The following is a 24385-nucleotide window of genomic DNA, read 5'->3' on the forward strand; positions in this document are numbered from 1 at the left end:
TGGCTGCGAGAGCGCAGCCAGATATTCCCAAGAATTGTCAGGATACGGAAAAATGCGACATCATGCCCATGTCTTCGTGTTCGACCAAGTGGCAATGATAAACATAATTCCCGGAATAACCAGGCGGAAAATAAACCAATAATTCGAGTAACTCGTTAGCATGCACCCGGATGAAATCGTGCCTGGCAGTGCCATCAAATATACTTTTGTTTTGCAATTCGAAGTGTCCACCCACTTTTTTGCCGCCAGCGCCGGGTAACGATGAAATTGACCAAGTGCACATGGAACGGATGCATATCCGGAACTGCTAATGGGTCGGCACTACCAAGCGGCTGATTAGTTATATTAGCCACATACCATCTTTCGTAGCTTCCGGCTTTGGCTCTAATGGTGGGTTGTGCTAAGGGCGGATAGTGGCCGGGCACGGGCGGCATTGGCATCATGCCTGGGTCGAAAAAGGTGCTTCTGGCAATCTTATATTGTTGACTGGCAACTGGCGAACCGGCGGTTGGATTCGATGAAGTAAGATCAACTGCAAAAGGAAAATCCCAATTACTAGACCCCACGCCATCCGCCATTTCCCACATTTGTACATGGCCCCAATTAATATCGGGCAATACAGGTGGGTCTTGCAAGGCGTTATTCATCAATAATACCAGTCGATTGCGCGCTACTGGCATGCAGGCTTGTAAGGTGTTTAAATTCCTGTTGTAGGTGAAACCATCGCCGCACGCATAGTTCGCCAATACTTCATCAACATCTTCGTATAAATCAGAATGTTTATGGCGATCAAACAGGAAAAGTAGCCTGAATTCCAATACATTGGCTTGAGATAACGCAAAATTTGCGGCAGTTCGTGAGTTTTTAGGCAACACCGAATTACTGCCATCGTCTGGAGAGCCATCACGCGGCAAAGAATAGGTAAAAATACCTTCGACTGAATCGTTTCTGAATAATGACGCAATAGCTAGATTGACCAATCTCAGCGTGGAAATGTTTTTCAAGCCAGTCAGATCTAACAAGATGTCTCGCCGCTCGCTAGGTGCTATTACCAAATAGCCATCTTTAGCCAAGTGCACGGATTTTGTCATGAGTCCGCCGTCGGTACCGATAACAGTTAGCCGATCGGTATGCCAGCTTGAGTCGTCGGGGTTTTGCAATGCCAAAGCATAAGTACGCGCATTAGAACCATTCAATAGGCGCAGTCGGTAAACCCGGCGCTCTAAATGGCAATGCGGATGCACGCGGCCGTTTACAAATATCTTGTCGCCAAGAAATTCGGGGCGTTTAGTTGTCTGATCGGCAGGATCTGAGGCTGGTAAGCCGGCATCATAGTCGAATGCAGTTGCATCGGCTGTCAGAACGTGGTCTTGCAACACCAGTGGGATTTCATACTTGCCCCCCAACAGATCGAAAATATCCGTATCCGATTCGTCTCGGATAAAATATAGCCCGGCCAATCCGGCATGTACGTTCGGCGATGTGTTATCCATTGCATGGTCGTGATACCACAGCATGGTTGCGCGCTGATCGTTGGGGTAAGGTAATTGCCGGTTTTCCGGATAGCCATGCGGATTATTGACAAACCCAATAGGGTCTAAAGGCCAACCATCGGAAAAATGTTTTATCCTGGCGCCATGTAAATGCGTAACCACACCAACCGGCGCATTCATCATCATCCCTTCCATCCCAGGGCGTGATGAAGGACCGTTAATAGGTGGCAATTCCTGCTTATCGCCACTCATGTCGGCAGATAAGGTATTAACCCAATTTATTTTACAGGGTTGCCCTTGTTGTACATTGAGGATAGGTCCCAAGTAATTATTAAGAACCGCGGTTGTTGCCGGGTAGGTACGATAACACCATACATTGGGTTGAGCAGGATCGACTCCCGATTTTAAGCGTGCTCTACATTTTTGAATTTCGATGGTGATGTCTTGATTGTTGGAAAGTTTGATTTTTTTCAAACTTGTTAGAGGCAATTCATCTTCGTACATGAGATTTTCTCCAGCGATTTATTTATTGTCACGACGTTTGACTGATTCCTAAAGGCCGTGTAATTCGTAGGACGTCAATAGGGGATAGCCGTATTGCGCAGTATATTTTCGTTTTCATTCGGCGTATTACGCTGTCGCTAATACGCCCTACGCGGGCTAATCAAATAGTTTTGCAAGTCCCTCAGAAGGCTATTTCATCAATTTACGGTCGAAAATTGCTTTGATTGCAGGTTTGCGCGTTGTCGGTTGCAAGCCACTACATATAGGTGTTGTCTTAGCGTTAGCTCTTGGTTTGTCAATCAGCATTGCCAAGTTGAATTGCTCTATGTAAGGCTAAGAGAGATTCATAGGCATTAACTCGCTGAAATCTTCGCCCAGTGTGCGCAACATTATCGTCTTCATCGTCACCATCAGTTATCCATGCCGATGTTGCTAGTAGCGCATTACGAATCACGGATATAGGTGGGCGAACACCTTTTAGTCGACTGTAATATTGTTGCAGTAGTAATATTACACCCGTGATCGTAGGCGCGGCTTGACTTGTTCCATCTTGTATGGATGTCGCATTATCGTCTGCTGCGCCAGCTGCAGTTGCTAAACCGCCTGGTCCAAATATAACTGTATGGCAGTTTGTTCCGGTGTCTTTTGATAATCGCTGCGAATAAGGCGCGACCTGATCAGAATGCGTAGATCTTGCACTGGCGCCGTTTTTGTAAGAACGCGAACCAATATTTGAATCATATACGGAGCCTACCGAGATCACTTGACGGAATATTGCAGGAATACTCATACCCTCTGTCTGAAAACTGTAATAATCATTGCCAGATGACGCTATTACAGCAACTCGTTTAGAAACAAGCATATTGATGACTTCCATAAGTTCTGGATAGTCATTTTCCGCAGAAACATCGCTGGTTAAATTTACATTTGGAATTCCGAACGAAAAATTCACTGCGGAGATATTAAGGCGATCGGTATTTTCGTAGACCCACAACAAAGCGTTAAAAATCGCATTAACATCGCGACTTGGAATAACTTTTAATGGAACTATATTTGCACCAGGTGCTATTCCACTTCGCTCATCTCCACTAGCGCCTGCAATTATTCCAGCAACGTTAGTTCCGTGACCATTGTTATCGGTAACATCAAGAGAAGTACCATTGTCATTGTCTAAAAAGTTATGCGCTTCAACCACACGCCCTCTAAAACATTGATGTGTAACGCGTAGCCCAGTATCCAAAATAGCTACACACTGGCCTTGTCCATCAACTTTGAAACTTTCTCTCGCTAAAGGGGCACCTATGAGTTGATCAATCTGAATATCAAAAGGGGCAAATAAACCCGGAGCGAGTAACTGAGGTGAATTAGGCTCAGGAAACATGTAAAGTGACTCCATTTAAGTCTCCTTTTGGTTCAAATTAGGTTGGACTACGCGTATTAAACAAGGGATTATTTATGGGTATATAATTTGCCCGCCGGAGAGCCCCTTGCTGGATTCAGAATATTCCATAGGAACTAATTCAACAGTAGGGCCTAATTTGTCAACACTTTGACGAACAGACAGGAACGCTGGGGTATGCACAGGTTTAACCTGTGAATTAGCGGCAGTTGTAACAACTAAGGTAGAGCTAGGTATAAAACCAGCGTTTGCCTCAAGTTTAGCTTTATCATAAGCAGACTCTGTTTCTAGCACTTTTTTTTCCGCCGCCTTAATGTCTTCATTAGTAACAGAATTATCACCGTTTGTTCTTCGATCTTTCAGCTTCGCCAATTCCAATTTGGCGAAATTAATGTCAACTTGCTTTTTACGTAGCGCGTTTTGAATTTGCTCCTGCTTCGTTTTTTCATCATCTGCCTTTTTAACATTAGCAAGGCGAATTTGGTCTATTTGTCCAAGCAAAGCATTCCCTGTTTTATCTGCCGCTGATGTGAATGCCTTCATTGCATCCTCTGGCACTTGATTATTAAGATTCACTGACTGCAACAAACAACTACCCTCGTTGTTAGATGAGATTTCGGTATTACTGCTAGTTACTCCACGATGTGAGACCTCAAAGTCATAATCGGCGAGGAATGTTTCCGCCCGCACTACATATGAGCGTTGCTCATCTGGTATATCATCGATAACCGAGAATTTAACTTCTCCATCTTTGGAATATTCGAAGGTTATTGCCTGAGCTGGCAAACAATACGGAATCCCTTCTGCTCCGGGCGAAGACTTTTCGCTTGTAACAATAGTAGTACAGCCTGAAAGAATTGATAAAATTGCAAACTTAGTAGTGAATGCATTTATTAGGTGGCGCATAATTATTTTCCTCCCGCCTGCTGATTATTCTGAGTAGGCGTAACTGTCGCTGTTGTTAAGTCGACAATTATGTCGTTTCCATTGTACTTTCCTCGCGCGACAAGCACATTTTGATCATTAACAAACACTCTGAATAGCGCTGGAGTAGTCAAATCAAACTGAGTCTGCACAGGTGCATTAATTTCGGTACTTAGAGGCATAAATGCCTTAGTGGCTTTTTCAGCCAACGCAGCTAATATTTGCATAGCTACAGTTGGTAACTTTGTTTCATCGATAACGCTTTTGCTATATTCCATCACTCCCTTAGAGAAATATAGTTTTGTATTATTAGCTGCAATAAAGGCGTACGGACGTGTAGAATAGAGTTTTGTGGTGTCTGGAAGATAAATGAGTGCACTATCGACTCCGCCATCGGTTCTCGGAGTTAGCAATATAAAAGGTACTTTATAACCATAGTGCCTAATCCCACAGGGCTGATCAGACCATATCCCGCAGACATCATTACCTGTAGTAATAGCTTTAGTAGTAACGCCTGCGCATCCAGTCAAAACAAGTGAAATGCCCCCGCAATACAACGTGTAGATAATATTATTGAATTTCATTAATTAAAGCCTCCAAACTTTATCTAAAATCAAATACTTTGAGTAAGCCAATAAAATATCGACCATCTACCATAAAAGTTATCTGCACTAATGTATTTGAAGTATCTATTTTTTCTCTAATTCAAATAGACACTAGAGTCTTACTTCTGCTGTTCACCCTAAAAAATACGAAAACTCCTGAATTTATTTGAACTTTCGTAGAATTTTGAAACGTAATGATACCCAGTACGTCCATGTTAGGATTTATTTATATTTAACTCAACTTCGTATCGATTAAGAGCCAGGATACGGTGAGGAACGAACCGCATCCATCGAGATCGATGAGGTCCACCTTCTACGGGCTATGATGTTCAGTCAACTCTAACGCATTTAGCTTTGGTCGAATTCTCCCGCAACTAACGGCTGTTATCCAGTGACCATTTGTACTGGTACAAACGTACTGGATAATGACTTCGATGTTTAGAGTTACAATTCCGAATCACGTTATCTCGATAGGCTATCTATAGATGAACGTCCTCCTCATCGACGACCATTTCTGCGCCCGCGAAGGCGTGGCGTGTTTGTTGAAACAAATCATCCCTGAGCTACAGGTATTCGAAGCAGATAACTTCGATGATGGCCTGCTGTTGGCTCGTGATACGCCGCTGAATCTGGTGTTGCTGGATGTGCAGTTGCCGGGTAAGGATGGGTTGGCTGGTTTAGCGGAATTGAAAGAAGCCTTTCCGGATTTATGCGTGGTGATGTTTTCCGGGCTGGACGATCGGGAGTTGGTTTTTGAGGCTTTGCGCTTGGGCGCGATGGGTTTTATTGTTAAGACCGTGTCGCGGCAGGCGTTTGTCGAGGCCTTGCGGGATGTGCTGTCAGGTAAGGTGTATCTACCGGCCTCGGCAGTTGGGCCTCAGTCAGTATTGTCACCTGTAAAGGCTGTAAGCGCTGAAATTCGCCCCATCTCTGACCCTGCCAGCCTGGGTTTGACGCCGCGCGAGTTCGAAGTATTGGGTTGGCTGGTGCAGGGTAAATGCAATAAGGTTATTGCGCGAGAACTTGGTATAGAGGAACAAACTGTACGCAATCATCTGCGACCTATATTTCAGAAATTCGGCGTGGCACGACGGGCGGAGTTGCTGGTCAAGGTATTCGAGCAGGGTATTGTGTTTGGCAAGCCGGGGGTAGGAAATTGACGGCTTATTTCGCCATTGCAAGCGCCATGGTCTCCATCAACTTGGCCGCGCTAACCGGTTTGCGTAGTAGCCGCGTATTGGCCGGCAGCTTGGTTTTGTCCTGCTCCGGAATGGCGCGGGCCGAAAGGATTAAACTCGGCACCGGGCCGCAGTCTGCATAGACGACTTCGATAATGTCATAAGCAGTTTCCTGATGCTGTAAGAAAAAATCAGTAATCAAGATATCCGGTGCGCGTATATTCTCCGCCAATGCCACCAACGTTTCCGCTTTGGAAGATGCCGATTGAACCAGACAGCCCCACGCTGTCAGTTGTTTGGTCATCGCATCCAGTACTTCAAAATCGTCATCTATCAGCATGACAAAACTACCGGCAAGACCGTATCCCAAAGGCATGACAGTGCCGATTTTCGGCATGCTAGCGGCAATCGGCAAATAGAGTTGAAAATCGCTACCGTGATCTAATTTGGAATACAGTTGCAAGCTATGCTGCGGCAGGCATTTGGTCGCTGCTGAAACATAGGCCAAGCCTATACCCAAACCTTGAGAATGATGATCAGAATGGCGGCGGTTACTACGGAAAAATTCCTTGAAAATGTCGTCGCGCATGGTTTCGATAATACCGGATCCGCTGTCGACAATATGCAGCTTTAATCGCTCAGGGTCGATTTTGACGGCTGCGACCAAAATCCAGCCTCTATCGGTGTATTTGATGGCGTTATCGATCAAGTTGCCGATGATTTGACTAAGCATACAGGCATCGCTGTAGACGTTGTAAGGCGGCGATTGACGCAAGCAGACTTTTAGTTTTAGTCCGCGTAAGGCGGCTTGGGCGGTGAATTGATTTTCCAATCGCGCTAACAATAGGTTGATATCGACATTCGTCAACAACGGAATTTGCTTGCCGGACTCCAAATTGGCGATATCCAGCACATGATTGACCGCTACGTTGAGTTCGTCTATCACCAGGCCCATTCGACCGACAATGTGTTGTATAGGATGATTGTCTTGCTGGCTGCAAGCGGTATCTAACACAGAGGAATAGCAACTGAGCGCTTGCAACGGTTGGCGTAGATTATGGCTGAGCTGATACAGAAAGCGGGTTTTGTCTTCGGTGCTATTTTCCGCATTGCGTTTTTCGCGGAAGGATCTACGCGAGTAGACTTCCAGCTGGCAACGGGTACATAAGCCAAAAATATTGACGATCAGCAGATTCAATATTGAAGGGATCAGGGCGACGGTTTCAACGCCAATATACGCACCGCTTAACGGCATAGCCACTGCGGTACACCAGCCAAAACCCACGGTGGCTCGCAACGACATGAACATTTGTCCGTAGCTGAAAAAATACATTGGCAGCAACCCGGGCCAGGTGTCCACATAATATCTGGGGTCACCATCGAACAACATCACAACCAATAAATGCGAGGCGGACAGGCCGGCGCCGAGTTTGGCGATGGTATTGATGCGACTTACGGCATGTGGGCTGACCTGTAAATATCTGAAAAAACCCAGTAGCACAAATACAATGGGCAGCCTCAACAAAGCTTCGACAGGCGTAATATTGCCGGTGTAAAGGTCCAAAAGAATGTAAGCCAGGAAAGCGATCGCGCCCAAAACTAATGCGAATTTTAATGGCGTAAGTAAGACTAGATAACGCTCCTGCCAAAATAAATATTCAGTCTCTGTGTCGAAATACGGGATAGCGAATAGATTGCGTAAATTTATGTTGAATAAACCGCGGCCTAGGTCATCTGCAATAGATTGCCGAAAAAACGCTTTAGTAGCGAGGTTATCGAATAAGGGTTTTGGTATACGCATGCCGCTGATCCTTGGCTTTGATGCAGAGTAGTGACAATGCTGTCGCATAATCCGCACCGATAGCCGGAAATTATTATTTTTATAGCATCTATCGCATTCTCGCTGTTATTGAACACTTGAGCAATGTTTGTTCGATAACGCCACGTTATTAGCTATAGCATCTAACATCCGGATTGCAGAATCACTTCGGGGCGCCCCCTTTTTTAGCGTTATATTCATCGGCCGCTGTAAGGCTTTTACCTGCCATTGGCTTGAGCGGCGCGACAGGTGGCCATTGCACAGAAGGGTAATTATTTGCTGTTCAATAAACTACCATGACAAAGACTACTTACCGAGTTACCGAGCAGTTGTGTCGATTATAAATACAATTAGTTTTTTTTGTGTTTAGGCTTGTATTGTTTTAACCAATTAAATCGTATCGGGTCTTTTGCCAGTAAATGAGCAATGATTATTACACACTCTTTTTCACTTTTTTTGTTCAAAATGCTCCTAATTTCAGCATCTTGATCATTCGGTTTAGCGCCGCGCTTAATAGCTTTTTCAAACCATTTATCACCTTCGTCATATTTTCCAAAGTCGTAGCATAGCGCCCCCATCAGCGTATAGGGATTATGGCTGCTTGGAAAAATATCAATTGCTTCCAACGCACACATTTCAGCATCTGCCAACTTATCCAAATCACGTAAAGCTCCTCCACGAGTTGTAAACAACGCAGCTTTTAACTTTGCTTCTTTGATTGAACGTATAGCAGCAAGATTATTGGTCAATTTTAATGCTAGTTTTGGCTCACGGGCTTTGCGCCAATGTGCGCTTGCATTCACCAAATTCCAGTAACCTTTTGTGCGTTTAAATTCATCCTCACAATAGGTAGCTTCGATACGATGATGGGTAATAAATATCTTGGAACGTGAATAAAATAGCTTTTCAGTATTAAGCCACACCACATCATCATCTGATAGCCGCTGATTTGATTGAAGTTTGACCAATATTCCGAACAACGAGGAATCCATTGGATGCTTAGAATCGTAGATTTCAAACTCGTTTTTTAACGATAAAAAAATGATTTCTGGGTAGCCATATCTTGTACACCACTCAATATCATCCGTATTTAAACCCAGCCCTTGCTCAACTTTTTCAATAAGAAGATCTGCTTCTGGTTTGAATGAAATCTTTAATGTGTTGTGTAGTTTGCGCTTCTTTAAATAGTTAACATCGGGATCAGGTAGTGAGGCTCCAATACTAATTTTTTTTAACACTTTAAACAAATGGCTAGATGGCTCTTCATCTGTAATTTCTGTTGCTTGATACTTTTTCTTTAGCTGTATAAACTCCGTTTTCTGTGCAACTGCAAGTGCGAAATCTAGGCCTTTTGTCTTCAAAAATGATTGTTCATCGGCATCAAGAACAATTTCCTCATCTAACTTTTTTAGAATTAAACATAGCAAAAGTTGATGCTGTGGATCTATTTCTATTTTATTAATCTGAAAATTTGTTAGTAATTCTGATAATTGACCAAGCAGAATGTCGCTAATTGAAAATATTTTGTTTTTAAACAACCATTGATATTCTTGGCTTGATAAAACATGTCCTAGCGCAATATTGGAAAATATTCTTGTAGACTCTGTGGAATAAGATACAGTCTCAATGACTCCAATCTTGTTTTTGATCTTATTAAGGCGTATTTGTCGATGATAACTGTCATCAACAAACTTTGCCTCATCTGCGTTAATCTCTTCATGGTTGTGAACCTTATAAAAAACAAAAGCCCGTTCTGAATCAGTTTTTGGTATGGTTAGAATAGAAGAATGCACATAACTGTTACTTGCCAGCTTTCGTATTTCATCCCTAAGTTCATCATTTAATTTATTCTTATAATCCACTTGATAGTTTATAAAATCCAAGGTTTCATTTAGATGTTGATCTATTAACCATTGTCGTTCTGAACTCCCAAGCGCATAACCAAGTTCATCTTTTCTCAAGATAAAGTACAAAGTACCAAGTTGCTCACGTTTCCAGTGACTAGGAATTTTATATTTTTCAAATATTAGATCAATCATCATTTTTGAATAAATCGGTAGAATTTTGCAATTTTTTGCTAGCTTAGCACCCCCAACTCTCATACTTCAAAGGCGCCTGGTTCAACTCATCTATTGGAGAGCTCAATCTATAAGAGCCATAAACCGATCATTGTGATGGCGAAGTCAAAAAGTTTAAATTTAAAAGATTATTTAAAGCCAAATTGACTCCTGCTCCAATGCTTTACCATTAAGCTGAGATAATCTTGCCAATTCGATTAAATTTTCATCTATAACCCCCAAATTATTGAGTTTTTCAAAGGCATTTTCAAATTGAATCCGCGTTTTAAGCCAAATATCCGCGTCACCGTATTGAACCAATTTGCTTTTCCAATTTGGTAACCAGTAAAAACTCAATTTCGTATCGGGATGAACAGCATCAGCTAATCGAGCGTAATTAGACAGCCCTACCCCATCGTAATCCGGAAACAGAATGATTTCTTGGCTCCGTTTGCGTTCGGCAATCCATACCAATAGTAGATCGGGTATTTGACCAGCATAATAGATAAGACAACCATCAAAATCTGCTTCCACCCAATCGCATTGATCAAACAGGGCTTGGTTTTCAACAAATAGTAATGCCCTATTGCATCGCCACTCCTGCCCCTTATTTACCTGTAATACGGCAGCACCAAATTGTTCTGTCGTGAAAGTCACTTGTAAAACGTTTTGTTCATCCTGCCAAATCACCCCGTCAGCCCAAGCTTTCATCAGCAAATAAAACGACTCATGACTGGATTTTCCTTTTTTGCTATTGCGATTGATACCAACATTTCGACTGCGTGCTGGCAAATCCATCGGAAGATCGGTTTCTGACAAAGGATGCAACTGCTGGAAATAACCCAATAATCCTTGTGGATTAAGTACTCGATAAAAAGTAGTCCGGCCAGACTTAACGATTTCTAGTAGCCTTGTACTGCTTGCAAACGCTTCCAATTCTTTACGTTGCAGCGGGGAAAAATCAGATTGTTTGTGTGACTCTGGACTTTCCAGCAAACGTTTGATTGCATCGGATAAAACACTCACGGTATAACCTCTTCAATCGGCTTGATGATTTGCCAATTGAGGCGACTGATAAAATTTTTGCCATTGCTCGTGCCGATGGGGACGCAATATCGGGCGGTAATTTGTGGTTCGGGGGAGGCAAAAATAAGCGAGAAGCCAAATTCTGCGGCCGTTTCAATCAAGCTGCGCTGGTTCAGTTGATCCAATGAAGCAGCTTCATCCAGATAACACGCTGTTTTTATGCTTTTGCGTGGGTCTTGCATTTGATTGAGCATAGCCAAACCGGTAATCAACTTGGCCATCAATACCGTGCCGTTCGATGCAGCACTATCAAGATCTTCAAATTCAGCGGGACTCTGATTTTGTTTACCAATTACAAAGACCAAACGAAATAAATGCTCGACTTTGAGACTACCTAATTTTTCGCCTTGATCGATCAATAAGTCCTTGGCTTTATTCAACTCCTTATCGTCAAGAACTGCATTATGGTCAAACAGATCAAACGAGCTGCCTGAGTCAACTTGCTCGGAGGTTGAAATAAGCGTCCGGATCGCATTGACGATTGCTTCTTCTTCGCGCGGCTCGATTTTGAAAACTTTAAGGTCGGATAACTGGCGTTTATTGATCTTGTTATTAAAGTCTGACATACGTCGCTTCAATGTTTCTAGGCTATTACGCAAATCGCGCAGAATCGCCGCTACCTGAACCACTGCAGAGCGTGCCTTGCGCTCAATTGCTGCTTGTTCCTGTTTCAATTGCGCAGTGTAGTTAAACAATACCTGTAGCTCTTGTTCCTGATCATCCTGTACTTGAAATTTGCTGATGCCATCATGATGCAAATGGATCAGCCCTTCGGCAATAGTTTTGTCCAAATCCCGTAAGTCTTGACAATCCTGGTTATATATTTCGATTTGATCAGCCAATAGGTCAATTTCAAGGAGAGCCGAGTCCATACAGAGCAGATGTGGCAGTTGCTCTAAAAAGTTAAACGGCGCCTCATAATCTTTGCGTTGTTGCCTAGCGATATGAATGCGTTTGTGCCGACTTTTTAAGCGCTCACTTTCGTCTTTCAAATGCTGTTGATCAACTTCAATCCTAGACCTCTTTACTGATAATGTGGCTTCTTCATCCTTAAATGCCTGTAGCCTGTTTTTTGAATCTGTAATCGATTGTTGCCGTTCGGCAGCCATTGTTCGCAAAGTCAGAAGCTCTTCATACAGCTTTATATCCTCCCTCTGTTGCTTGAGTTGGTTATCAAGTTCGGCCTTTCTGGCTTTTTCTAGTTCCAACTTTTCTAGCGTGGCCAGCAATTCTTCCCAGTAATAAAGTTGCTGTTGGGATTCTTCGATTTCGATTCGCAGCTCCGCAGCCGTCTTAATTTGAAGATTGGGTTCTAATGCGGAAAGGTCAATCGACAATCCGGCCGCATCGAAATTAGATCCATTAATACAATCGGCCAGGTCTTGCCCGAAAACACGCAAACGGTTTTCATTCAACAGCTGCACCTTACCATCAGATACTACGGGTAAACTCAATACCTGCACGGCCAATAAGCGGGTAAGTGCGTCGAAACTTTCCGATGACAGGGTTTGCTGCAATTGGAGATATAAATTGTTGTCGAGCGATGCTAATTGTTGTTGTAAAAGGATGATTTCTTTATTACATTTTTCGATATTACGGCGAATAGTGTTGGGATTTTGCTGTGTCTCGGCATTATTTAATCGGGTTACTAAAGCATCGCGTTCTGCTTGAATGGCGTCAAGCTGCTTTGTCAGCTGGTCTATATCTTTAACGAAATGGAATTGAACCGTTAAATCCTCGTAACGTTTTTCCAGTGTCTGGTGTTGTTTGAGTTCAAAATCGGTTTGCGCTTGATCTTTGTAAATGGTCTTTTGCCGCGCTTCGACTTCATCCCATTCTACCTTTTGCTTGACCATATCGGCCTCAATGCTTTGGCTCTTCTGCCTGTAATATGCTTCCCATTTTTCCAAGCTTTGCTCAATCAATGGTCGCCATAGAATGATTTTACCTCGTAACGTTTTCCGATCTTGCTGTTGTTGCTCCATACCGATGATCCGCGCATGATTGCGTGACACTGAATCATATTGCGACTTATCGTAATTCACGTCGGCAAAGGACTTATCCCATTCCTCTTTAAAATTGACGCTGCGGTCATGCAATTCATTCTTGTAGATTTCCAGCAAATACTCTTTCACTTGCCGACTGTCCAAACTATCCAGACGTAAAGTTCGGGTCAAAATACGTTGATAGGTTGACGCCTGTGAAGTGAATTCGAGCGGGAAAATCGTCAAGTCGGGATCATCTGAGCGTTGCTTTTGCCGATTGCCATATAACAGCGCGCGTAAATCGCTCGATTGATAAATTTTCGCTAGTTTCCCCTGCTCCAATAGTCTGTCTATTAATTTGGGCTGGGTGACAAGCTTTGCGTTGTCCAGACGATAATCCTCGACGTCAAGGCTACCCTGATAGGCAAAATATTCGTAATCATGGCTCAAGCCTTTGCCGACGCAACCGATCACCGCCATGCCAGTCGGTAACAGTACTTCTAACAAGATATAGGCGCTGTTGTCTGGAAAATAAAACTTCCGCGAATTGTCGACCGTGTGTGCACCAAAGTCCATCAACCGCCTATCGATGATCAGCAAAAACTGCAAAGCATTGATCAAACTGGTTTTACCGGTATTGTTCGGTGCAATAATCGAGACCGAATCGTCCAATGGCAATTCGGCACGGCTGTAGCCTGCACTATTCAGCAGCACCAATTTCTGAAATCCGTATTGCGCCAAACTCACACTATTTCCTCTTGAATCTCTTCTGCAGCGTCATCGTTTGTTTCTGCAGATACGGGCACTAATTGATCCAGCTCGGGTTTATCGGCTTGTGCCAGTTCCTCGAACAAATCCAAATAACGATGTACCGCAGGTAAAAGCCAAAAACTGCCATCGTCGAATAAAGCAAAACCCACTCGCGCCGCACGCTCTAAGGTTTCTTTCAATGCTTGGGGGTTAGCCATTTCCTCCGCTTCCAGCATAGCGTGATAGTGTTGGCAAAGTTTCTCCAATAAAGGGCCATCAATCCGCCATTGTTGAAACTGAAACAAATGCAAACCCTGATCCGCTTGGTATTCAAACAACAGCATCAGCAGCAAGGCCAGTCGACGTGTCAATTTACCGGTATAGGCACTGGCTTGTTCGGTTTTGAAATAAGCAAATCCACGACCATCCAACACCAATGCAAAACCCAAAGCCGAAAATAAGCTTTCATAGCTCACATAGTGTTTTTCCAGATCAAGCCAAAGTTCGGTCTCTTGTAGCCGGTTGATATGCGCACCGGAACTTAACACCTTAAACAAGGCTTGTAATTGCGATAATTGTTTCAGTTCGATGGTCACACGGACTCCACGACATGGCTATGCAGTTGAATAACAATTTGCTTGAGCGTGACCCGAACCGACTCTTGATTGGGTATGGCGTTAACTTCCGGTAAGCGCATCAACTTGTGATACAGCTTCAGCAGCGTAGCATCTTGGAATGTACCGTAATGCTCGACCAACCAATGCATCAAGTCTGGGACCGGTAAGCATCGGAACAAATGCCCCTGGATAACGTCTTCATCGACCTGTTCCAATGCAACCAACAGCTGCTCATCGGTAGATTCCGGAAAGTCAACGGATTTGGCTTGATAGCCACGCACTTGTTCCATCAGGCTCAATAATTCAGGGCCAACAGCGACAGTCAAAGAACGCTCCTTACGCCAAACCGGTAAACACTGACCGGGAAAGGTACGATCCAGTCCTTTTTTTCGTACTGCCCCCAACAACTGCCCAATCGCAGCACTCAAATGATTATGACGACGTACTTCTTCGCGGAGCGGCATTAAGGTATTGGTGCATTGTTTCAATGACTTTAACCCATAGGCGCGTAAATCTTTTACCCGAAATCCGACCTGACGTAACATCTGTTGATGACTATACAATCCTCCTTGAATAGTTAACACTCGATCAAGAGATTCCAGGACAGTCTGGGCCCGTTCCAGAAGAGGATAGAAATTCCCACCAGCGCCGGTATCCATTAATTCTTCCATTGGTTGAACATATTGGTCGTAAGCATCCAACACCTCCCGATACCGATAGTCCAAAGGCATTCGTTCATCGCTGGATTTAGCGCGTTCCGCAATGGCTTGAATCGCGTGACTATCTTGCTCGAGCTGCTGCAGAATTTGCCGCAGCTGTTTATCGATACGAATAGCACCGTTTTGTAAAGCAGCCATATCTCGACTCTCCATGGCCTGCTGCAACTGTTCCAAGCCAGCTTGAATGTCGACTATCCTCGCTTTCAAAATGTCCGATAAGCCCAGTTCATGCTCATGCAATAATCCACTAATAAACTGACTGACATTTTCGTTGAGTTGCAAACTATCGCTGTGGGACATGGCAATCAACAATTCGTTGTTAACCAATTGCTGCAAACGTTCCAGTCGCTGTTCATCGCTTTCTTGCGGATAGACTTTATTAAGCACACCAAGCAATTCGTCCCGCTCAAATGCAATGTGCTCTCGCCCTAAAGCCACCAGGTATTCGATAATATCCCAATGTTTATCAAGCGCCCGAACCAGGCTACGCGGATTAATCATTGATTATTACAGGTGCTTCAATGTCTACTTGCTCACGATTCAGCCAGACGATTTGCTGAATCTTAGGCACTAAAGAGGATTCATCGAGATGCAGCATGCGCAACACATAGAGACGCATTGCACGGCGCACAGTCAGATGTAATTTGCCATCCGTCATACCAAAATCATCGGCGATGACTACTTGTTGTTCCGGACTTAGCTCAGGATGTGGCGCGATCACTAGTGTTTCCACACAATTCCAATCCGCATCGTGTTCGACGAAATACGTCGCGTTTTCCGCTAACTCAGGCTGGGCAATGAATCGAGCTAACACAAAATCCCGGTAATCATTATGTTCGTGGCTATAGGCTCTGATATGCCAGCGAAACCCGTTGAACACTAATGTATGCGGTTCGAGCGTTAACCATTTGGGCTCGCTCGAAAGGGATTGATAATGAACTTTGATTTGGCGCTTTTCCCTGATTGCCTGATGAATCACGCGCAGAACTTGGAAATCCAGTTTGCGCGCTGGTGGATAAAACAGCTCAACACCGACTCCGGTTGGAATGATCGGTAAAACCACGGATTGCCCCAAGCAACTGCCTGCTTCAATCAAACGCAGATATTCTTCCGCAGTACCGCGCATAAAGATCGGAACAAAATGTTCACTTGGGAAATAAGCCTTTTGATTTAAGTCGTACAGTAGATTGCCTTCCGCTAACTGGTGATACAGCGAAAAATCCTTAGAAGCCTGACCGCGAGAGATGCCAAATAATTGAATCAGACTGCCCGTCGTCACCCGTCCTTCCCACATAACGGTAGCCTCCAACAAGGCTAAGCGTTGTCGGATATCCCACTTCAATTGGATGTCTGGATGATTGAATGAAATCATGCTATCGATTATATGTCATTTTTTTTGACATACCATAGCGCACACTTTATAGTTTTGCCATTAGTCTGCGCGTTAAACTTTTGGCGCTTGCAATGAAGCTTAGAATGACACTTGAAGATCGAACAATTTCAAGCCCAAATCCGAGCCTTCCAAACCAGTGATTGGAAAAAAATTACAACATGGAAAACGAATTTTTCAGCAAGCCCATCCTCAATTCGCCTTATGAATATCCTGTGAAGCACTGGGAATTGGATGACAAAGGCCAGCCAACACAAAAAATCCTCGAGCAACGCCGGCGGGCTGAATTTATTACCCCCATTCCAAAACCCAAGAAGCGTAAAGATATCCCTGAACAGGCTCAACTATTTGACTTTGAAGAGACTGATGCTATTTCCTCCAGCGATCAGCGTTACGATCCGACCCCGATCATCAACGAATTGCGCAAATGTGTCGACGATTGGCGCAAGCTTCCAGACCCAAAGGATTGGCTAGTCACCCCCGAAACTGCACGTTTACTACAGCATTGGCGTCATCATCCCTTCAATGGTGTTAGGCCTTTTTTCTGTCAGGTAGAAGCGGCTGAAACTGCGATATGGCTAACTGAAGTGGCCCCTAAGCGCGGCACACAAGGTAAAAGATTCATCCAGCATTTGGAAACAGCCAATCAAAACGCTAACCCAGATCTGATGCGTTTGGCCTTAAAATTGGCTACGGGTGCAGGCAAAACCACTGTGATGGCTATGATCATCGCTTGGCAATCGGTCAACGCCGTTCGCCGACCTAAAAGCAAAAACTTCTCTCGTGGCTTTCTTATCGTCACTCCAGGCTTAACCATTCGCGATCGCCTGCGGGTACTACAACCCAACGACCCTGACAGCTATTACCAAAGCCGGGAAATAGTTCCGAGCGACATGCTAGGCGACATCGAACGCGCAAAAATCGTTATCACCAATTACCACGCTTTTAAATTACGTGAGCGCCTGGAGTTATCCAAGGGTGGTCGTTTGTTATTACAAGGTCGTGGCGGTGATGCGCTAAGTACCCTGGAAACCGAAGGGCAAATGTTGCAGCGGGTTATGCCGGAATTGATGGGTATGAAAAATATCATGGTACTCAACGACGAGGCGCATCACTGCTATCGTGAGAAACCGTCTCAAGATAACGAAGACCTTAAAGGCGACGAAAAAAAAGAAGCTGAAAAAAACCGCGAAGCGGCTAGGCTTTGGATCACCGGCCTGGAAACGGCCAATCGTAAATTGGGCGTACAGCGCGTAATAGACTTATCCGCGACCCCATTCTTTCTCAGCGGATCGGGTTATGTTGAAGGAACCTTGTTCCCTTGGGCAATGAGCGATTTTTCTTTGATGGACGCCATTGAATGCGGCATCGTCAAACTCCCGCGTGTGCCTGTCGCAGATAATATTCCTGGCGAAGTGATGCCCAAGTTCCGCAATCTTTGGGAACACATTGGTAAAAAGATGCCGAAAAAAGGTCGTGGCCAAGGCAAAGCACTCGATCCTTTAAGCATTCCAGTCGAGTTGCAAACCGCTTTGGAAGCCCTCTACGGACATTACGAAAAAACTTACGCACTTTGGCAAGAAAATGGCATCAAAGTACCACCGTGTTTTATCGTGGTCTGTAACAACACCAGCACATCTAAACTGGTATACGACTATATTTCTGGTTTTCAACGTGAAAATGAAGACGGTTCCAGCGCACTGGAAAATGGCCGTCTACCGCTGTTCCGCAATTTCGATGACTTCGGTAATCAGCTGGCACGTCCAAACACCCTGTTAATCGATAGCGAACAACTCGAATCCGGCGAAGCGCTCGACAGTAATTTTCGCAACATGGCAAGCGACGAAATCGAACGCTTCCGACGCGAAATCATCGAGCGTACCGGAGATCTGCGCCAAGCCGACAACTTGACCGACCAAGAACTACTACGCGAAGTCATGAACACCGTTGGCAAAGAAGGCCGTCTGGGCGAATCGATCCGTTGCGTGGTATCGGTCTCCATGTTGACCGAAGGCTGGGATACCAACACCGTTACCCACGTCCTTGGCGTACGGGCTTTCGGCACCCAATTGCTCTGCGAGCAAGTCATTGGCCGCGCCCTTCGGCGTCAATCCTACGAACTTAACGAAGACAATTTGTTTAACGTCGAATATGCCGACGTACTGGGCATACCGTTTGATTTCACCGCCAAGCCTGTCATCGCTCCACCGCAACCGCCTCGGCAAACCGTTCACGTCAAAGCCGTCAGGCCTGAACGCGATCACTTGGAAATTCAGTTCCCCCGAGTGCAAGGCTATCGGGTCGAACTACCAGAAGAACGCCTCACCGCAGAATTCAATACCGATTCCATCCTGGAATTGACACCGGATTTAGTCGGCCCGTCAGTCACTCAAAACGCCGGTATCATTGGTGAATCTGTGGACCTTAACTTGGTGCATACCGGCGACATGCGACTATCGACGCTGTTGTTTCACCTGACCCAACGCTTGCTGTACACCAAATGGCGCGATCCTGGTGACGAAGCCAAACTGCACCTATTTGGTCAACTCAAACGGATTACCAAACAATGGCTGGATACCTGTTTGGTTTGCAAAGGCGGTACCTATCCCGCGCAATTGATGTATCAAGAATTGGCGGACATGGCCTGCGAACGCATCACCGCCGCCATCACCCGTTCTTTGGTCGGTACTCGCCCCATCAAAGCGGTTCTCGACCCTTACAACCCCACCAGCTCAACCAGTCAGGTCAGTTTTAACACCTCCAAAACCGATCGCTGGGAAACCGCCGCCGACCGTTGCCACATCAATTGGGTGGTACTCGATAGTGATTGGGAAGCAGAATTTTGCCGCGTCGCGGAAAAACACCCCAAAGTCAAAGCCTATGTCAAAAACCACAGCCTCGGTTTGGAAGTGCCTTATCGCTATGGCTCGGAAACCCGCAAATACCTGCCGGATTTTATTGTCCGCATTGACGATGGCCAAGGCGAGGATGACTTGCTAAACCTGGTCGTTGAAATCAAGGGCTATCGCCGCGAGGATGCCAAAGACAAAAAAGCCACCATGGATACCTACTGGGTACCTGGTGTCAATAATTTAAAAACCTATGGCCGTTGGGCCTTTGCGGAATTCACCGAGGTTTATCAAATCGAGACCGACTTTGAGGAAAAGGTAGAAGCCGAATTTGCCAAGCTGCTGGACGTAGTTAGTCAGGGTCAAAATTGATATGTATAGATTTTGCTACTTTGCTATACATGTCCCGGTCGATAGACATAGAAATCAGCGCTTTTTTAAGTGTTCAGGATTGGTTCTCAACTCAAATTTCAAGCAAAGATCATGAAAAGCGATTTAGTTCACAGCCTCACCGAAAACTTTGAAGCCCACGCGCAACAAGCCGACAACGGCGTAGAGTTTTGGTTGGCTCGAGATTTACAGTTTCTGCTGGGCTATACAAAATGGGATAACTTTGTAAAAGTTATATCGAAAGCAAAAACCGCCTGCGAGATTTCGGATCATCAAGTCAGCGACCATTTTGCCGACGTCGGGAAAATGGTCGACCTCGGCTCTGGCAGCAAACGGAAAATCACTGACATTCAACATCGGGAAGCTCAATGAAATTTGAATGGGATGACAACAAAAACAAGGCTAATATCCAAAAACACGGCATCGATTTCCGCGATGCCGTTTATGTGTTCTCCGATCATTTGGCATTAAGCATGCCCGATGAGTTTGCCGAAAACGAAGAACGTTGGCTGCTGTTGGGTATGAATCTAAAACAACAGGTGCTGATGGTGGTTCATACCTTTCGCACGGATGATGTGATCCGCATCATCTCCGCCAGAAAAGCTACGCAAAGAGAAAAATCGACCTACCTACAGAGGGCAACACGATGAAAGATGAATACGACTTTACCAATGCCGAACAAGGTAAATTTTACGTGCCTATCGAAGAAATTCAGATGCCGATTTACTTGGATCAAGACGTATTGCAGTACGTCAATCAGAAATGCGATTTTGACGCCGACCGTATTCGGAACTTGATCAATGACTGGTTGCGTAAAGATATCGAAATAGCGAAGCGGATTAGTTAGGACATGGCAAAAAACTCGGACAAACTCAGCGTCGAAACCCTGACTCACGACGACGCCACCCGCAAAAACATTCCTACCGCCGAATACCAATCGGTGATGGCCAAGGACGAGCAAAACCCCATTCGCTTGGCCTATGAGCGCCGTAACCGCGACCTCGATCCGCAGCTGGTTTGGCGCGGTAAAGACGAACAGGACTGGTCGGATTTGGTCGTGCATGCGCCGCCGCTGTATATCCAGGAAAAAGTCCATCCCAAGGTGTTGATCGACGATTTGTTGCGCCGCACCGAAGCGGATAAACCTGCCGAGCCGGATCAAATTGACCTGTTCAACGACTTTAATGGCCTACCGGACAACAACGCCAAAACCGAGTTTTACCGCCACGATGCTCACTGGACCAACCGCATGATCCTGGGTGACAGCCTGCAAGTGATGGCCAGCTTGGCGGAACGCGAAGGCTTGCGCGGCAAGGTGCAGTGTATTTATTTCGATCCACCGTATGGGATCAAATTTAATTCCAACTTTCAGTGGTCCACCACCAGCCGCGATGTCAAAGACGGCAACACCGACCACATCACCCGTGAGCCGGAACAGGTCAAAGCCTTTCGCGACACCTGGCGCGACGGCATTCATTCCTATCTGACCTATTTACGCGATCGGCTGACGGTGGCAAGGGATTTGTTGACTGATTCGGGATCGATTTTTTTACAGATTAGTGATGAGAACCTCCATCACGTGAGAGAGATTCTGGACGAAGTGTTTGGCTCCGAGAATTTTGTGAGCCAAATTACTTTTTCTAAAACAGCAGCTCAATCTTCAAATTTGCTTCCTGGGGTTTGTGATTACATTTTATGGTTTGCAAAAAATAAGGGAACAATTAAATTTCGCCAACCATACAAAGCCAAAATGGACATGGCTACAGCACGTGACGCATATTCATAGCTTTTATTTCCAGATGGTTTATCGAGGAAAGCAACAGATGCGGAAATAGATTCGCCTCCTCAAGGTTCTAAGCTGTTTCGGTTCAGTCCGCTTGTCTCCCAGAATCCCGGTTCAAGGTATGGCGTCAGTGTATTTGGAAAAGTATTCAGACCTGAGCCAGGATATTGGAAAACAGATGAAGCACGAATGAAAAATCTTGTCAGGGCAAACAAGGTTCATCCATCAGGAAAAACATTGTTCATGCGTCTCTTTTTGGATGATTTTCCCTGTGTGACTTACAGCAATATTTGGACTGATACCCAAGCAAGCTTTGGAAACAAAGTTTATGTTGTCCAAACGAATGAAAAAGTTGTTCAGCGCTGCCTACTCATGGCCTCAGATCCCGGCGACTTAGTCCTTGACCCCACTTGCGGTTCTGGCACCACCGCTTATGTCGCCGAACAATGGGGTCGCCGCTGGATTACACTAGACACCTCCAGAGTCGCGTTAGCCCTTGCTCGTGCCCGCATCATGGGTGCTCGCTATCCGTATTATTTATTGGCTGATAGCCCGGAAGGTCAACGCAAAGAAGCCGAAGTCACCCGCAGCATACCATCCAGCCAACGCACCAGTGGCAATATCCGCCATGGCTTTGTCTATGAGCGCGTACCGCATATCACGCTGAAAGCCGTCGCCAACAACGCCGAAATCGACGTCATTTGGGACAAGTTTCAGCAAAAACTGGAGCCGCTACGCGAACAACTCAATCAAGCCTTGGACAAACACTGGCAAGAATGGGAAATCCCCCGCGACGCCGATGCCAACTGGTCGGATGCCGTCAAGAAACTACATGCCGATTGGTGGCAACAACGCATCGCCCGCCAGCAGGAAATCGACGCCTCGATTGCCGCCAAAGCCGATTCCGAATTCTTGTACGACAAGCCCTACGAAGACAAGAAAAAAGTCCGCGTCGCCGGGCCTTTCACCGTTGAAAGCTTATCGCCGCATCGGGTACTGACCGTCGATGAAAACGACGATTTGATCGATGGCGTGAGCGAGTCCAATGCCGAATATCGCGAAGAACGCGACTTCGTGCAAATGATTCTGGAAAACTTGAAAACCGCCGGCGTGCAGCAAGCGCATAAAACCGACAAAATTGACTTCACCTCGCTATCGCCCTGGCCCGGTGAATTGATCTGCGCCGAAGGCCGCTATATGACTCCCTCGCCCCTTGGGGGAGAGGGCTGGGGTGAGGGGGAAATAGAAAAGCGTGCAGCTATTTTCATCGGCCCGGAATTTGGCACGGTATCACGCCCTGATTTAGTCGCAGCTGCGCGCGAAGCCGGCGATGCCGGTTTCGACGTACTGATCGCCTGCGCCTTTAACTACGACGCCCATTCTTCGGAATTCGACAAACTCGGTCGCATCCCGGTGTTAAAAGCCCGCATGAACGCCGACCTGCACATGGCCGACGACCTGAAAAACACCGGCAAAGGCAATTTGTTCGTCATTTTCGGCGAACCGGACATCGACATCCTGGATGCCGCAGACGGCAAAATTCAAGTCAAAGTCAACGGTGTGGATGTGTTCCACCCCAACACCGGCGAAGTCCGCAGCGACGGCGCCGAAGGCATCGCCTGCTGGTTCATCGACACCGACTACAACGAAGAAAGCTTCTTCGTCCGCCACGCCTACTTCCTCGGCGCCAACGATCCCTACAAAGCCCTGAAAACCACCCTCAAAGCCGAAATCAACGAAGAAGCCTGGGCAACCTTGAACAGCGATACCTCAAGACCCTTCGATAAGCCCAAATCCGGGCGGATTGCGGTGAAGGTGATTAATCATCTCGGGGACGAGGTGATGAAGGTGTTTAGGGTGGGATGATTAGAATGGAGGATAAAGATTTACTGGAATCGCTTCGACCAACCAGTCATGATCGTATAATCGATTTGGTCGAACGATCTGGAATTAACGTTTCTGATTGGGGCATCACTAAAAATGGAAAGAAAGTAAAGGAACCAGCTTCTAACCCAGCATATTGTTCGGAGTGGTCGTTTGGAGGAGATAAGGAACCCATTTTGTTATGTGTTTGGCACAAAAACCTTCAAGTTATTCGCGGACAAGTAATATTTGAAGATAATTTGAGGCAAAGGGCATTAGACATCCAGCAAGCGGCGGAGAATAAGGATTCAAGTACCAAAGCGACCGCAACACTCCAGGCTGGCAGAGCTGCTAACTTTAATAAATTAATATTAGCTGCCTTTAATAAAACTGAGCCTGTTAGAGTTGTATTGCTTCGGGCAAACTCTGAAATTGAGAGCAACGATGAACCTCCAAAATATCGAGAATTAGATTCCGAGAATTGGTATGTGCACGATTATCAATTTGCAACAGGGGTATTTCGACTAGTCCGTTCCGTTCCACCCAAATCTAAAGATCATTCAGTAACCAACGATTCCCCACTAGAAAAATTCGTCGATCAATTTTCAATTCCTGATCTCCCTGAGAAACGAACAGCTACTGGAACTGTTTATATTCGTAGCCCAGAAGTACGCAAATCTGTGCTTATACGAGCATCAGGAGTTTGCGAATTTTGTGGTCAACCAGGTTTTAAAACCGCTGCAGGTACGATTTATCTGGAAACCCATCATGTCATTGCACTGGCAGAGGATGGACCAGATGTTGAGTGGAATGTCGTTGCGATTTGCCCCAACGATCATCGTCGAGCACATCATGCAGAAAATCGTGAGGAAGTCAGAACACAGCTCCTAGCCATCCTTGCAAAGCAGTATCCCAATCAGCCCTTTTGCAAGGCTGATTTTTCAGATAGTGCGCAATCAAGTAGCTAAGGATTT

The 24385-nt window shown here is 45.5% G+C and carries 20 protein-coding genes; 8 read left to right on the forward strand and 12 right to left on the reverse strand.

The window, feature by feature from the left end; translation table 11 throughout:
- Positions 1-37: 37 nt before the first annotated feature.
- The 5 genes from A1359_RS02045 to A1359_RS02065 all read right to left on the reverse strand — a co-directional run bounded on the left by A1359_RS02045 (position 38) and on the right by A1359_RS02065 (position 4904).
- A complete protein-coding gene (locus tag A1359_RS02045) occupies positions 38-217 on the reverse strand; it encodes a multicopper oxidase domain-containing protein (protein WP_066977275.1) in 180 nt (59 codons plus the stop codon).
- Positions 195-1997, reverse strand: a complete 1803-nt coding sequence (locus tag A1359_RS02050) for a hypothetical protein (protein WP_066977278.1) — start codon at positions 1995-1997, stop codon at positions 195-197. Before A1359_RS02050 ends, A1359_RS02045 begins: the two co-directional genes overlap by 23 nt.
- A 295-nt stretch (positions 1998-2292) precedes the next feature.
- Positions 2293-3393 (reverse strand): S8 family serine peptidase, encoded by a 1101-nt coding sequence (locus tag A1359_RS02055; protein WP_066977281.1) that lies wholly within the window; start codon positions 3391-3393, stop codon positions 2293-2295.
- A gap of 57 nt (positions 3394-3450) precedes the next feature.
- Complete coding sequence (locus tag A1359_RS02060) at positions 3451-4302, reverse strand: hypothetical protein (protein ID WP_066977284.1); 852 nt, start codon at positions 4300-4302, stop codon at positions 3451-3453.
- A 2-nt stretch (positions 4303-4304) separates the two neighbouring features.
- Positions 4305-4904 (reverse strand): hypothetical protein, encoded by a 600-nt coding sequence (locus A1359_RS02065; protein ID WP_066977287.1) that lies wholly within the window; start codon positions 4902-4904, stop codon positions 4305-4307.
- Between the two features lie 506 nt (positions 4905-5410).
- Between A1359_RS02065 and A1359_RS02070 the strand changes: the two genes are divergently transcribed.
- Positions 5411-6085: a response regulator gene (locus tag A1359_RS02070; RefSeq protein WP_066977290.1), complete on the forward strand. Its 675-nt coding sequence runs from the start codon at positions 5411-5413 to the stop codon at positions 6083-6085.
- A gap of 4 nt (positions 6086-6089) precedes the next feature.
- Here the strand turns inward: A1359_RS02070 and A1359_RS02075 are convergent, their stop codons facing one another.
- The 7 genes from A1359_RS02075 to A1359_RS02105 form a co-directional block, all read right to left on the reverse strand.
- A complete protein-coding gene (locus A1359_RS02075) occupies positions 6090-7904 on the reverse strand; it encodes an ATP-binding response regulator (RefSeq protein ID WP_066977293.1) in 1815 nt (604 codons plus the stop codon).
- Between the two features lie 368 nt (positions 7905-8272).
- Positions 8273-9961: a hypothetical protein gene (locus A1359_RS02080; protein WP_157200436.1), complete on the reverse strand. Its 1689-nt coding sequence runs from the start codon at positions 9959-9961 to the stop codon at positions 8273-8275.
- Positions 9962-10132: 171 nt separating this feature from the next.
- Positions 10133-11005 (reverse strand): hypothetical protein, encoded by an 873-nt coding sequence (locus A1359_RS02085; RefSeq protein ID WP_066977300.1) that lies wholly within the window; start codon positions 11003-11005, stop codon positions 10133-10135.
- Complete coding sequence (locus A1359_RS02090) at positions 11002-13797, reverse strand: hypothetical protein (RefSeq protein ID WP_083960449.1); 2796 nt, start codon at positions 13795-13797, stop codon at positions 11002-11004. The genes A1359_RS02085 and A1359_RS02090 overlap by 4 nt, the downstream gene beginning before the upstream one ends.
- Positions 13794-14396, reverse strand: coding sequence for a condensin complex protein MksE (locus A1359_RS02095; RefSeq protein ID WP_066977304.1), 603 nt, complete (start codon positions 14394-14396; stop codon positions 13794-13796). The genes A1359_RS02090 and A1359_RS02095 overlap by 4 nt, the downstream gene beginning before the upstream one ends.
- The gene (locus tag A1359_RS02100) at positions 14393-15637 is read right to left on the reverse strand and encodes a coiled-coil domain-containing protein (protein WP_066977307.1); all 1245 of its coding nucleotides are present in this window, start codon (positions 15635-15637) and stop codon (positions 14393-14395) included. The genes A1359_RS02095 and A1359_RS02100 overlap by 4 nt, the downstream gene beginning before the upstream one ends.
- The gene (locus tag A1359_RS02105; protein ID WP_066977311.1) at positions 15630-16508 is read right to left on the reverse strand and encodes a WYL domain-containing protein; all 879 of its coding nucleotides are present in this window, start codon (positions 16506-16508) and stop codon (positions 15630-15632) included. The genes A1359_RS02100 and A1359_RS02105 overlap by 8 nt, the downstream gene beginning before the upstream one ends.
- A 179-nt stretch (positions 16509-16687) precedes the next feature.
- Here A1359_RS02105 and A1359_RS02110 point away from each other — a divergent pair, with 179 nt between their 5' ends.
- The 7 genes from A1359_RS02110 (at position 16688) to A1359_RS02135 (ending at position 24379) form a co-directional block, all read left to right on the forward strand.
- Entirely contained in the window at positions 16688-19747 is a 3060-nt protein-coding gene (locus A1359_RS02110) for a BPTD_3080 family restriction endonuclease (RefSeq protein WP_066977314.1), read from the forward strand.
- 111 nt (positions 19748-19858) lie between these two features.
- Positions 19859-20137: a hypothetical protein gene (locus A1359_RS02115; RefSeq protein WP_066977317.1), complete on the forward strand. Its 279-nt coding sequence runs from the start codon at positions 19859-19861 to the stop codon at positions 20135-20137.
- Positions 20134-20415, forward strand: coding sequence for a BrnT family toxin (locus A1359_RS02120; RefSeq protein ID WP_066977320.1), 282 nt, complete (start codon positions 20134-20136; stop codon positions 20413-20415). Before A1359_RS02115 ends, A1359_RS02120 begins: the two co-directional genes overlap by 4 nt.
- Positions 20412-20612: a hypothetical protein gene (locus A1359_RS02125; protein ID WP_066977323.1), complete on the forward strand. Its 201-nt coding sequence runs from the start codon at positions 20412-20414 to the stop codon at positions 20610-20612. The genes A1359_RS02120 and A1359_RS02125 overlap by 4 nt, the downstream gene beginning before the upstream one ends.
- A gap of 3 nt (positions 20613-20615) precedes the next feature.
- On the forward strand, positions 20616-21551 hold the full coding sequence (locus A1359_RS22655) for a DNA methyltransferase (RefSeq protein ID WP_198159239.1): 936 nt from the start codon (positions 20616-20618) through the stop codon (positions 21549-21551).
- Between the two features lie 240 nt (positions 21552-21791).
- Positions 21792-23414 (forward strand): DNA methyltransferase, encoded by a 1623-nt coding sequence (locus A1359_RS22660; protein WP_198159240.1) that lies wholly within the window; start codon positions 21792-21794, stop codon positions 23412-23414.
- Between the two features lie 5 nt (positions 23415-23419).
- The gene (locus tag A1359_RS02135) at positions 23420-24379 is read left to right on the forward strand and encodes an HNH endonuclease (protein ID WP_198159241.1); all 960 of its coding nucleotides are present in this window, start codon (positions 23420-23422) and stop codon (positions 24377-24379) included.
- The last annotated feature ends 6 nt before the right edge of the window (positions 24380-24385 follow it).

This window comes from Methylomonas lenta (assembly GCF_001644015.1).
Taxonomy (GTDB): Bacteria; Pseudomonadota; Gammaproteobacteria; order Methylococcales; family Methylomonadaceae; genus Methylomonas; species Methylomonas lenta.